Source organism: Ramlibacter pallidus, assembly GCF_015070875.1.
Lineage (GTDB): Bacteria > Pseudomonadota > Gammaproteobacteria > Burkholderiales > Burkholderiaceae_C > Ramlibacter > Ramlibacter pallidus.
Window position 1 is genome coordinate 168,299 of record NZ_JADDIV010000001.1, and the last position, 12,238, is coordinate 180,536.

Here is a 12,238-nt window from a genome sequence, read left to right on the forward strand (position 1 = left end):
ACGCAACTGGGAGCAACATGTACGTTCGGACACAAATAGGGGCAGTCGTGACAACGGAGGGAGAGTTGGCAGCAGTACGCGCAGCCGGGCCGCAGGCGCCCCGGGAGGAAGTCCACCAGCGGCTGCTGGAATTGCTGGCGGAACAGAGCCGCCGCGTGCCGGTCGGCGTCGGCGTGCTGATGGTGGTCGTCGCCTGGATGGCCTCGCGCGTCATGCCGCCGTGGATCCCCGCCGTGTGGCTGCTGGCCGCGCTGGCCATCCTGATGGTGCGCAGGGAATGGCTCGGCAAGCTGCCGCGGCAGACCGAGCTGCCGACGCCCGTTCGCGTGCGCACCGCCATCCGCCTCAGCCTGCTCAATGGAACCACCCACGGCCTGAGCCTCGCGGCCTTCCCGCTGCTGCCCGACATCGAACGTCCCTTCTTCACCCTGCTGCTGCTCGGACTCTCGACCGGCGCGGTCGGCACCACCGCGGGGCACCGCAAGATCTACCTGGCCTACGCGCTGCCCGCGGCCGGCACGCTGCCGATCTGGTGGGCCATCCATCCCAATTCTCCGATCGGCTGGTATGGCCTGGCGCTGGCCCTGCTGATCGTCCTGTATCTCTGGGTGCTGTACGGCCTGGCCCACAACGCCTGGCACAACTTCACGGACTCGGTGAACATGCGTTTCCTGGACCGGGAGCGTGCCGCGCAGCTCACCGAGGCACTCGCGCAGGCCAACCAGGCCAACCAGGCCAAGACCCGCTTCCTCGCGGCCGCCAGCCACGACCTGCGCCAGCCGCTGCACACCATCGGCCTGCTGGTCGCGGCGCTGTCGTTGCGGCCCATCGAGGGCCGGGACCGCGAGGTCGTCGACCTCCTGAGCCAGGTGACGGTGGCGCTCTCCGAGCAGCTGGACCAGCTGCTGGACATCTCCAAGCTGGATGCGGGCGTGGTCGCACCGGACAAGAAGATGGTCGACCTGGCCGAGATGCTGCGCATGCACCATGCCGAGATGCGGGCGGCGATCGAGGAAAAAGGGCTGCGCGCGGTGATCGACGTGCAGGGCAGCGTGCGCTGCTGGACCGACCCGGCGCTGGTGCTGCGCGTGCTGCGCAACCTGACGGAGAACGCGATCAAGTTCACGCCGCAGGGCCACGTGGCGCTGCGCATGCGGGTCGAAGGCGGCGACGCCTGCATCTCCGTGGAGGACACCGGGCGCGGCATCCCGCCGGCCGAACAGGCGATGGTGTTCGAGGAGTTCTACCAGGTCGACAACCCGGAGCGCGACCGCAGCAAGGGCCTCGGGCTCGGCCTCTCGATCGTCAAGCGCCTTTGCGGCCTGCTCGGCGTGACCTTGCAACTGCACTCCACCGAGGGCCAGGGCACGCGCGTCACGATGCGCCTGCCGCTGGACACCTTCGGCGCGGCGGCCACCGTCGTCCCGGAGCCTGCCCACAACTGGAGCTTCGCCGGCGTGACGGTGCTCGTCATCGACGACGAGCGCTCGGTGCGCATGGGCATGCGCGTTCTGTTGGAGGAACTGGGCTGCCGCTTCGTGGAAGCCTGTTCCGTCGAGGAAGCGACGCGCGAGGCGATCGCCACGAAACCCGACGTGATCCTGGCCGACATGCGCCTGCGCAACGGCGAAACCGGCATCACGGCGATCTCCAGCGTGACGTCCGCGGTCGGGGCCACGCCGGCCTTGCTGATCTCCGGCGACACGGCGCCGGACCGCCTGCAGGAGGCCAACCGCGCCGGCATCAAGCTGCTGCACAAGCCGGTGGCCTTGCCCATGCTGCAGGCGGAGCTGGCGCGCATGCTCGGCGACAAGGTGCAGCCTTGAACCCCCACGAGCAGCGCCGGCTCTCGGGGCCGGTGCGGCGGCTCTCGCGCGGCTATTCGCAGCTGCGCGAAGCCGCGCGGGCCGGCACGGTGTTCGACGTCTTCATCGTGGGCAGCGGCTACGGCGGGTCCATGGCGGCGTACGAGTTCGCCGGACTGCGCGACGCGGGCGGTCGCCCGGTGTCCGTCTGCGTGCTGGAACGCGGCCGCGAGTACGCCCCCGGCATGTTCCCCTCCTCGCTGCAGGAATTGCCCCCGCACGTGCGGATCCACCGCATGGGTCCCGACAAGACCATCGGCCGGAAGGACGCATTGCTCGACGTGCGCATCGGCGCCGACGTGACCGCGATCGTCGGCAACGGGCTCGGCGGCGGGTCCCTCATCAACGCCGGCGTCATGGAGCAGCCGAAGCTGGAGGAATGGGACCTCGCGCGCAAGCACCTGCCCGACGCGGTGGTCGCCGACCTCGACGCCCGCTTCTTCCGCCGCCTGCGCAAGGACCTCGGGGCTTGCGAGCCGGAGGCTGCCGACCATCCCGCGCACGGCAAGGGCGGCCTGCGCAAGACGGCGGCATTGCGCGACATCGCGCGCCGCGCCGGGGGCGAGTTCCGCCTCGCGGCGCTCACCGTGCAGACCGACGACTCGCATCCGGAACTGCCGCAATGCACGCTCTGCGGCGACTGCATGACCGGCTGCAACGTGGGCGCCAAGCTGTCCCTGGACAAGACCCTGCTCGAACGCGCCCGCGAGCGCGGCGCCGAGATCTACACCGGCGGCAGCGTCCTCACCGTGCGCCGCGATCCTGCCGGCGGCTGGGCAGTGGAGACGGTCTTCACCGACGACAACCTGCGCAAGCGCCACGCGCCCGTCCTGGTCAAGGCCCGCAAGGTGGTCCTGGCGGCCGGCACCCTGGGCAGCACCGAGATCCTGCTGCGCTCGTCGGACGCGCTGCCCCTGTCCCCGCGGCTGGGGGGCAGTTTCTCCTGCAACGGCGACAACCTCGTCGCCGTGCACGGCCTGCCGGACGCCGTGGGCACCACGACCGAGGAGTCGCAGCCCCTGGACCGCCGCGACATCGGACCGACCATCACCGGCATCGTCGACCTCGGGGGCTTGCTGCTGCAGGAGTTCGCGGTGCCGGCGCCGCTGCGCCGCTTCTTCGACGAGGCGGTCACCACCACCGACCTGCTGCACCGCCTGACGCAGAAGCCCGCGCGCCGCGCTTCGCAGGACCAGCAAGGGCTGGACAGCGCCGCCGTCGACCCCGCGGCGATGGAACGCACCCTGCTCGTCGGGCTGATCGGCCACGACGAAAGCCGCGGCCGCGTGCTGCTGCCGCGCCGCCGCCGGCGCGCCGACACGCGCGAGCAGGAAGGCCGCGTGCGCATCAAGTGGGCGGAGGTGCGGCGTTCTCCCGTGATGCAGCGGGACTACGCGTCGGCGGCCGACACCTTGCAGCGGGGCGCGCAGGGCGCGGCCGTCCTGCCCAACCCGCTTTGGCAGCCCTTGCCCGCCGCCATGGACTTCCTGGTCGGCAATGAGCGCGGCCCGGTGCTCACGGTGCACCCGCTCGGCGGCTGTCCGATGGGTGCCAGCGTTGCGGAAGGCGTGGTCGACCCCCTCGGGCGGGTGTTCGCCGCGGACGGCGCGATCCACGAAGGCCTGATGGTGCTCGATGGTTCGGTGCTCCCCGGTTCGCTGGGCGCGAACCCCGCGCTGACGATCGCGGCGGTGGCGCGCCGCGCTTCGCGCAAGCTCGCCGCGGAATGGGGCTGGACCCGCGGCCGCGCCCGCTTCGTCGGCCCGCCGGCGCCGCGCCCGCTGTACCGTCCCATCGCCGCGTGCACGCCGGCCCCTGCCATCGCCACCGAGGTGGAACTCGTGGAGCGGCTCGCGGGCGAGGTCGGGACGCATTGGGTCGAACTCACGCTCTGCTACCGCCGGCTGCCGGTGCGCGATCTCGCGGTGCGCGCCTCGCGGCGGCTCGAGCTGTTCCCCGCCAAGTCCTTCGTCCGCGTGTTCGACAACGCAGCGGGCGACGCGCGGCACCGCCTCATGACGCTGCGCGAGGACGAGCGCAACCGCCAGGCCGTCTTCATCGCACGGCTGGAAGGCAGCCTGACCTTGCGCGAAGGCGCCATGCCGGACGGCAGCTGGCTGTCCTCGCGCAAGGCCGCGTTCGCCTGGCTGGCGAACCGTGGCCACCGCGAGATCTGGGACCTGCTGGGCGACGCGCTCCGGCTCGATTTCAGCCGGATCCGCCACGCCGGCGGGTTCTTCCAGTCTGCGGTGCGCGCCAGCCAGTCGCGCCTCTTCGACTACGTGCTGGTCGTCGGCGAAGCCCTGCAGGGCGGCCAGTCGGACATCGGGCGCCAGCTGCCGCAGGGGCACGCGTTGCGCGGCGGCAAGGAACTCACCTATGGCCGCCGCTGCAACCCCTGGCTGCAGCTCACGCGCATGAAGCTGTCCGGTTTCCCCGGCGTGCGGGACGGCAGCGTGCTCGCGCTCGATGGCCGCTTCCTCGCCCGCCAGGGCATCCCGCTGCTGCGCATCACGCGGCAGGAGAACCAGGTGGTGGCGCTGGCGGAGTTCGCCTCGCTGGCGCTGTCCTGGGCGCGCATCCTGCTCGACATCCACCTGTGGTCGTTCCGCGCGCCCGACCCGGCGCCCGCGCGCGAGCCCCGCTTGCTGCCGCAACCGATGCAAGGCGTCCCGGTGTTCGACAGCGGGATCATCCCGCTGCAGGTCCGGCCGGGCCGCCTGCCGGTGCAATTGCGCTGGACCCGCTACGGCCGCCCGGGCGCGCAGCCCGTGGTGCTGGTGCACGGCTACAGCGCCAGCGGATCGACCTTCACGCACGACGCGATCCCGATGCCGCTGGCGCGCTACCTGTGGAACCGCGGGCGCGACGTGTGGGTGCTGGACCTGCGCACCAGCGCCGGCCTGGAGACCGCGCGCGAGCCGTGGAACTTCGAGGACGCGGCCTTCGCCGACCTTCCCGTCGCGATCGACTTCATCGCGCGGCAGACCGGCCGCCCGGTGGACGTGTTCGCCCACTGCATCGGCGCCGTGATGCTCGGCATGGCCCTGCTCGGCACGCCGCTGCCGGAGCGGCCCGGCCAGCCGCGGCACGCGTTCCCGCGCCAGCTCGCCGCGCTGCGCGGCAACATCCGGCGCATCGTGCTCTCGCAGAAGGGCCCCGTCGTCGTGTATTGCGACGACAACGTGCTGCGCGCCTACTTCATGCGGGTGCTGCGGCGGGCGATCCTGCCCGAGGATTACCAGTTCCGCTCCGAGGCGAAGCCCGGCGCGGCTACGCTGCTGATGGACCGCCTGCTGGCCACGCTGCCCTACCCCGACGACGAGTACGACCGCGAGAACCCGGGGCTGCCCTGGCTGCGCGCGCCGTGGGCGGGCTTCCGCCACCGCATGGACGCGCTCTACGCGCGCGACTTCAGCCTGTCCAACGTCGACGGCCGCACGCTCGCGGCAATCGAGGACCTGTTCGGCCCCCTCAACCTGGACACGGTCGCGCAGGCCATCCATTTCGCGCGGCTCAACACCATCACCGATCCCGCCGGCCAGCCCTACGACACCAGCGGCGCGCACCTGGCGGCCCGCTGGCCGCGCGGTGGCACGCTGTCGCTCCATGGCGCCGACAACGGCCTGGTGGACGTGCGCACGGTGGAGGCCTTGGGCTCGCAGATGCGGCACGCGGGCGTGCCCTTCGACGCCCGCGTGGTCGCCGGCTACGGCCACCAGGACTGCCTGATCGGGCGGCACGCGCAACGCGACGTGTTTCCGCTCGTCGAGGAGTTCCTGGCGTGAACCGGCTGTGGAAAGTGCCTTCCGAGGCGATGAAGCCGGTGAAGGGCGAGTGGCACGTCCGGTCCGAGGCCGGCCTCGGCGCCGCGCAGGCCGTGTTCGTCCCGCTGGAGCAGGTGCGGCCCGGCAGCTGGCGCGTCGCCCCGCAGGCCCCCGCCTCCTTCCCGCTGGTGGACGTGGACGAGACGGAGTGGAAGGCCGTGCCGCTGCGGGCGGTGCCAGGGGCCACGCACCACCTGTGCCTGCTGCGGTACGACCATCCGCCCGAGCGCCCCGGCACGACCTTCCGCATGCTCCTGGACCAGGACATCCTGCGCGCGCAGCTGGCGCACCTGGAGGCACTCGATGGAAGCCCGGTGGCCGCCCCGCTGCCCGGGCAGGTTTCGCGCGAAGCGCTGCAGCACGTGCTGGCCGACCAGCTGGCGCGGCACGGGCAGCGCCTGGGCCTGTACATGGTGTCCGCGGCTGGCGGCACGCGGACGGAGCCCCGCAGCCTGAGCTTCGCTTTCGCGAGCTGCCAGTACCCGGCCGGCATGCTGGACCGCCCGGTCGCGCATGCTTCGTACCGCAAGCTGGCGGCCTACCTCGCCGACCCGGCCCACGCGATGCCCGAACGGCTGCTGCTGCTGGGGGACCAGGTCTATGCCGACGCCACCTACGGTCTCCTCGACCCGGTGCGGCTGGACGACCGCTACCGGCTTCCGTACGAGGCGCTGAAGGACCGCGAGGTCGGGCCCATGGCGGACCTGCCGCAGGACTTCCTGGCGCGGGTGCGCATGACGCCGGACGACCACGAGATCGCGGACAACTGGGAGCCCGCGCCGGACGGCGCGCGCGACGAGGCCTTCGAGCACGCGATCGAGGCCTTCTGGCGGCACCAGCGGCAAGGCGACCCGCGCCGGCGCCGCCTGCAGCTGCTCGACGAGGGCCCGGGCTGGTCGCTCTTCATGGCCGACACCCGTACGCAGCGCGAGCACCGCAGCGAAGCCACCCTCGCCACCGCGCACATCCTCGGCCGGCGCCAGGGCGGGCACCTGCTCGCCTGGCTGCGCTCGCGCCGGCCGCAGGACCTGAAGATCGTCACCTCGCCCGGCATGCTGCTGCCGCGCACCCGCGACTGCATCGAGGAGCCGCTGCAGCATGACGGCTGGCAGGGTTTCCCGGCGTCGTTGCACGCGCTGCTGGCCTTCCTCTGTGACCAGCAGGTACGCAACGTGGTGTTCCTCTCGGGGGACCTGCACGTGGGTTGCAGCGCGCGCGTCACGGTGCGCAACCTGGCGACGGGGGCGGGCACGGCGTTCGCCTCGTACCACACGCCGGCCCTGTACGCGCCCTATCCGTTCGGCAACGAAAGCCGCTGGAACCTGCTGCTGCAGGACCGCTTCCGGTTCGCGGCGGTGGCGGGCGGCCCGCCGGTGTACGAGTGCGTGGTCGACGCGGAGATGGTGGAGGAGGGCCGGCAGGGCTGCGGGCTGCTGCAGGCGACCCCGGCCGGCGGCACGTGGGACCTGGCCTTCCAGGTCCTGCGCTGACTCAGGAGATGCGGACGCCCTGCTCCGCCGCCATGTAGACGGCCTCGGTGCGGTTGCGCGTGCCCAGTTCCTGGTAGATCGCGCGCAGGTGGGTCTTCACGGTGCCGTCGCTGATGCCGAGTTCGCGCGCGATCAGCTTGTTGGAGCTGCCCCGCAGCGCCGCGCGCAGCACGTCGGCCTGGCGCTCGGTCAGGGAGGGGAAGGCATCGCGCACGTCGCGTGTCTGGATCTTGGCCAGGCCCGCCGTCGGCAGGTAGACGCCGCCGTCGGCGATGGTCTTGACCGCCAGCATCAGCTGCGCGGGCGGCGAATCCTTGGGGATGAAGCCGGCGGCGCCGAGGTCCACCGCGCTGCGCACCAGCTGCGCGTCGCGGTCGCCGGACAGCACCACTACGCGGGTGAGCGGCGCCGACTCGCGCAGCGCCTCGAGCGCTCGGGCCCCTTCCAGGCCGTCCATGTGCCAGTCCAGCAGGATCAGGTCGAACATGCCGCTGCGGGTGGCCTCCAGGGCCTCGTTGGCCGACGCCGTGAGGGTGACCTCCATGCTCGCATCCAGCTTTTCCAGGAGCAGGCGCAGCCCCTCCCGGAACAGGGAATGGTCATCGCACACCAGAACTCGCATACGGCCTCCTTCTTGGCACCCACACAACGACGTCCCATGGTGGCGCGGGCCGCCGCCGCACGCCTCTGCCCATTGGGAGAGCCGCGCCCGTGCTAGCTCTGCACCAGGCGTTTGGACTTCGAGATGGACATGAGGATACCCAGCGCCATCCCCAGCGTCACCATGGCCGTGCCCCCGTAGCTGATGAAGGGCAGCGGCACCCCCACCACCGGCAGGATGCCGCTGACCATGCCCATGTTCACGAACGCGTAGGTGAAGAAGATCATGGTCACCGCGCCGGCCAGCAGGCGCGAGAACAGGGTGGGGGCCTCCAGGGCGATGGCCAGCCCGCGCAGGATCAGGAAGATGAACGCGGCGATCAGGAACAGGTTGCCGACCAGCCCGAACTCCTCGGAGAAGGCGGCGAAGATGAAGTCGGTGGTGCGCTCGGGGATGAACTCCAGGTGGGTCTGCGTGCCCTGCATGAAGCCCTTGCCGAAGATGCCGCCCGAGCCGATCGCGATCATCCCCTGGATGATGTGGAAGCCCTTGCCCAGCGGGTCCTTCGTCGGGTCGAGCAGCGTGCAGATGCGCTGCTGCTGGTAGTCGTGCAGGATGAACCAGCGGTTGCCCTCCGCGCACAGCATGGGCTCGAAGGCGACCAGCAGGACGATGCCCACCACGGCCGCCGCCACCGGGGGCACCACGAGCTTCCACGACAGGCCCGCGAAGAAGATCACCGCCAGGCCCGCGGCCATCACCAGCAGCGACGTGCCCAGGTCCGGCTGCTTCATGATCAGGCCCACCGGGATGGCCAGCAGGATGCCGCCGACCACGAAGTCCAGCGGCCGCAGCTGCCCTTCGCGCTTCTGGAACCACCAGGCCAGCATCAGCGGGACGGCGATCTTGAGGATCTCACTGGGCTGGATCACGACCCCGACGTTCACCCACCGCTTGGCGCCCTTCTTGGTGATGCCGAACACGGCCACCGCGATGAGGAGCGCCACGCCGATGACGTACACCGGCACCGCGAAGCTCATCAGGCGCTGCGGCGGCACCTGCGCCACCACGAACATGATGGTGCCGGCCAGCAGCATGTTGCGGCCGTGGTCCAGGAAGCGGGTGCCGTGGTCGAAGCCGGAGCTGTACATCGTCAGCAGGCCGGCGCAAGCCAGCAGGAAGACCGCGAACGCCAGCGGCCCGTCGAAGCCCTGCAGGACGGGCACGATGCGCTGGCGGAGCGTGGGTTTGTCGAAGACGGCGGCCATGCGGAATTATCGGGCACGCGCGCCGCTTTACAGGCGCGAAGCTCCTCCCAATGGCCGTGGCCGGCGGCGCACCGGCTGCTACCATCCCCGCACAGCCGAGGCACGCATGAACATCCTAGTCGTCGACGACCACCCCCTGTACCGCAGCGGTGTCGCTTACACCCTGCAGAACGCGGGGATGGACGTGCACGTGGTCGAATGCGCCGCGCTGGACACGGCCTTCCAGCGCCTCGACGACGGCCTGCAGGCCGACCTGGTGATCCTGGACCTGCAGATGCCCGGCTACAGCGGACTGGATTCGGTGCGCAGCATGCGCAGCCGCCGTCCGGAAGTTCCCGTGCTGGTGCTCTCCGGCAACGAGGACCCCGCCGTGGTCCGCGAATGCATCGACCTGGGCGCCTTCGGCTTCGTGCCGAAGTCGGCGCCGAGCGAACAGTTCCATGCGGCCCTGACGCTGGTCCTGTCCGGCGGGGTCTACCTGCCGCCGACCAGCCTGAGCGTGGCCACGCCGGCCAGCCGCGCCCAGCAGGACGCCTGGGGCCGCCTCGGCGCCCAGCTCACCGGGCGGCAGCGCCAGGTGCTCATGGGCATCGTGCAGGGCAAGCCGAACAAGGTGATCGCGCGCGACCTCGGGCTGTCGGACACGACGGTGAAGTCGCACGTGGCGCACATCCTCGACGCGCTGGTGGTCTCCAACCGCACCGAGGCGGTCTACGCCCTGGCGCGCGCCGGCATCAGCATCCGCGACCTCGAATCCTCGCCGCCCCCCGTCCACTGAGCCGGCAGCGCCGCCCGGAGCGCCTCCAGCAGGCGGTCCGGCGTGACCGGCTTCTGCAGTACCGGGAAGGGCAGGCCGCGCTCCAGTATGTCCGCCTCGCCGGAGATCACCACCGCCGGCAGCTGCGGGCCGTGCCTTTCGCGCAGGGCGTCGATCGCCTCCACGCCGGTGATGTCGGCCAGCCGGAAGTCGACCAGGACCAGGTCCGGCGCCACGCCGGCCTCGTGCAGGACCCGCTCGAGTTCCTGCAGCGTGCCGCCGGCGGCGACGCGGGCGCCCGCCTCCTCCAGCCAGGCGACGACGGCATCGCGCGCCAGCTTGTCGTTCTCCACCACGGCCACCAGGCAGCCCGCGAGCGGCGCGGAGCCGGCGTCGTCGAGCCCCGTCTCGAGCAGGGCGCTTTCCTCCTGCGCGACGTCGAGCCACAGGCTCACGCGCGTGCCCCGCGCGGGCGTCGAATCCAGTTCGAGCCGGCAGCGCATCAGGTCCGCCATGTGGCGCGAGATCGCCAGGCCGAGGCCGATGCCTTCGGCTTCCGCCACCGAGGCCGACCGGCCGCGGAAGAAGGCGTTGCAGGCCTGGGCGACGTCCTTTTCGTCCATGCCGACACCTTCGTCCGAGACGGTCAGCACGGCGCGGCCGTCGGCGACCTGGACCCGCAGGGCGATCTCGCCGCGCAACGAGTACTTGAAGGCGTTGTCCAGGAAGTTGCGCAGCATCCGCTCCAGCAGCACGGGGTCGGCCACCACCGTGCACGCGGGCGGCATCTCGACGCGGAAGGCGAGGCCGCGGGCCGCGCACTTTTCCGCGAAGCCCGAGGCGGCGGACGCCACCAGCTGGTCGATCCGCACATCCTGCAGCACCGCCTTCATGGTGCCGGCGTCGATCTGCGCGAAATCCACGAGGTGGCGGAACATGCTGTCGATCGACTCGCTGGTGCGCACGATCTGCTGCGCCATCGCGTCGCGCCGCGCCGGGTCGCGGGACTTGCGGAAGATGTCGGAGAGGAACAGGAGCGCCTGCACCGGCTGGCGCAGGTCGTGGCTGGCGGCGCCCAGGAAGCGCGAGCGCGAATGCTGCGCGTCCTGCTGGCGCTGCAGCGCCTCGCGCAGCTGCGCCACCAGGGAGGCGTTCTGCTCGCCCGCCGCCACCGTGTCGCGCAGCTGCACCCAGACCGCCTGCCCCAGCTTCACCATCATGCGGCCGCCCAGCAGCATGCTGATGCCGATCATCAGCAGTTCGACCGTGCCGGCGTGGCGCACCCAGGCCAGGTACACCGTGGCGAAACAGGCGGTGAGGTAGGCCGCGTAGATCCGCGGCTGCACGGCGAGCACGGCGACGGCCACCGAACCCCAGCCGACCGTGATGATCGTGAGGACCCCGACGTCGGCGATGTCCAGGTAGGGCGCGAAGATGGGCACCGACACGGGCGCCAGCCAGCCCGTGAAGGCGGCGACCACCGCGATCCGGTGCAGCACCCGCGGGGTCTCGCCGTCGCGGGCGACGATCCGCTGGAAGTAGGGCTGGCGCGCCAGCATGACGGCGAGGAAGGGCAGGTACCAGGCCAGGTACAGGGCCCAGCCGGCGGCCGGCACGTAGATGAAGCCGAACAGCGCGCCCATGGCGATGGCCGTGACGGCGCCCTGGCGGGCCTGCGCCAGGATCATCGCCACGCTGCGGCGCACGAGTTCGGGCGCCACCCCGTCTCCCATCGATGCCTTCTGTTCGTTTTCCTGCAGCAAAGCCTTCTCTCCAGCGCCAAGTGTGGCTTAAGAAGGATGCTTAGCCAAGCGACGAATGCGGGCCCCTACCATCGGCCGGATGGACACCACGCACCTGTTGTATCTCCACGGCTTCCGCTCCTCGCCGCGCTCGTTCAAGGCACGGCGGACGGAGGCGGCGGTGCGGGAGCGGCACCCGGGCGTGACCTGGTGGTGCCCGCAGCTGCCGCCGTCGCCGCGCGAGGCGATGGCCCTGGTGGCCGACGGCATCCGCGATTGGCCGCGCGAGCGCATGGCCGTGGTCGGCTCGTCCCTGGGCGGCTACTACGCGACGTGGGTGGCGGAGGAAACGGGTTGCCTGGCGGTGCTGCTCAATCCGGCGGTGCATGCGGCCCGCGACCTGGCCAGGCACGTCGGGGAGCAGGTGGCCTGGCACGACCCGGCCGAACGCTTTTACTTCGCCCCCGCTTTCGTCGACGAACTGCGCGCGCTGGAACGCGGGCCGGTGGCCCGCCCGGAACGCTACTTCGCCGTGATCGCCAAGGGCGACGAGGTGCTGGACTGGCGCGAGATGGCGGGCCGCTACCCGGGCGCACGCCTCAAGCTGCTGGAAGGCGGCGACCATGCGCTCTCGGATTTCGACGAGCACCTGGGCGAGGTCCTCGCCTTCCTGCGCCTGGCCTGAGGA

At 71.4% G+C, this 12,238-nt stretch carries 8 protein-coding genes; 5 read left to right on the forward strand and 3 right to left on the reverse strand.

Going from position 1 to position 12,238, the window contains the following annotated elements; genetic code table 11:
• Positions 1–65: 65 nt before the first annotated feature.
• Genes IM787_RS00860 through IM787_RS00870 form a run of 3 tightly spaced genes read left to right on the forward strand, consistent with a single transcriptional unit; the run spans position 66 to position 7,182 of the window.
• Positions 66–1,826, forward strand: a complete 1,761-nt coding sequence (locus tag IM787_RS00860) for an ATP-binding response regulator (RefSeq protein WP_193674740.1) — start codon at positions 66–68, stop codon at positions 1,824–1,826.
• Positions 1,823–5,653: an FAD-dependent oxidoreductase gene (locus IM787_RS00865; protein ID WP_193674741.1), complete on the forward strand. Its 3,831-nt coding sequence runs from the start codon at positions 1,823–1,825 to the stop codon at positions 5,651–5,653. The genes IM787_RS00860 and IM787_RS00865 overlap by 4 nt, the downstream gene beginning before the upstream one ends.
• Complete coding sequence (locus IM787_RS00870; protein ID WP_193674742.1) at positions 5,650–7,182, forward strand: alkaline phosphatase D family protein; 1,533 nt, start codon at positions 5,650–5,652, stop codon at positions 7,180–7,182. The genes IM787_RS00865 and IM787_RS00870 overlap by 4 nt, the downstream gene beginning before the upstream one ends.
• 1 nt (position 7,183) lies before the next feature.
• Here IM787_RS00870 and IM787_RS00875 read toward each other — a convergent pair whose 3' ends face one another.
• Both IM787_RS00875 and rodA read right to left on the reverse strand, forming a co-directional pair.
• The gene (locus tag IM787_RS00875; RefSeq protein WP_193674743.1) at positions 7,184–7,804 is read right to left on the reverse strand and encodes a response regulator; all 621 of its coding nucleotides are present in this window, start codon (positions 7,802–7,804) and stop codon (positions 7,184–7,186) included.
• Positions 7,805–7,896: 92 nt separating this feature from the next.
• The gene (gene rodA, locus IM787_RS00880) at positions 7,897–9,051 is read right to left on the reverse strand and encodes a rod shape-determining protein RodA (RefSeq protein WP_193674744.1); all 1,155 of its coding nucleotides are present in this window, start codon (positions 9,049–9,051) and stop codon (positions 7,897–7,899) included.
• Between the two features lie 106 nt (positions 9,052–9,157).
• Between rodA and IM787_RS00885 the strand changes: the two genes are divergently transcribed.
• The gene (locus IM787_RS00885) at positions 9,158–9,829 is read left to right on the forward strand and encodes a response regulator transcription factor (RefSeq protein WP_193674745.1); all 672 of its coding nucleotides are present in this window, start codon (positions 9,158–9,160) and stop codon (positions 9,827–9,829) included.
• On the opposite strand, the gene IM787_RS00890 is transcribed toward IM787_RS00885, so the two are convergent.
• Complete coding sequence (locus IM787_RS00890) at positions 9,763–11,541, reverse strand: ATP-binding response regulator (RefSeq protein WP_193674746.1); 1,779 nt, start codon at positions 11,539–11,541, stop codon at positions 9,763–9,765. The two genes, IM787_RS00885 and IM787_RS00890, sit on opposite strands and share 67 nt — an antisense overlap.
• Positions 11,542–11,650: 109 nt before the next feature.
• On the opposite strand from IM787_RS00890, the gene IM787_RS00895 reads away from it, so the two are divergent.
• Positions 11,651–12,235, forward strand: coding sequence for a YqiA/YcfP family alpha/beta fold hydrolase (locus tag IM787_RS00895; protein ID WP_193674747.1), 585 nt, complete (start codon positions 11,651–11,653; stop codon positions 12,233–12,235).
• Positions 12,236–12,238: the final 3 nt, after the last annotated feature.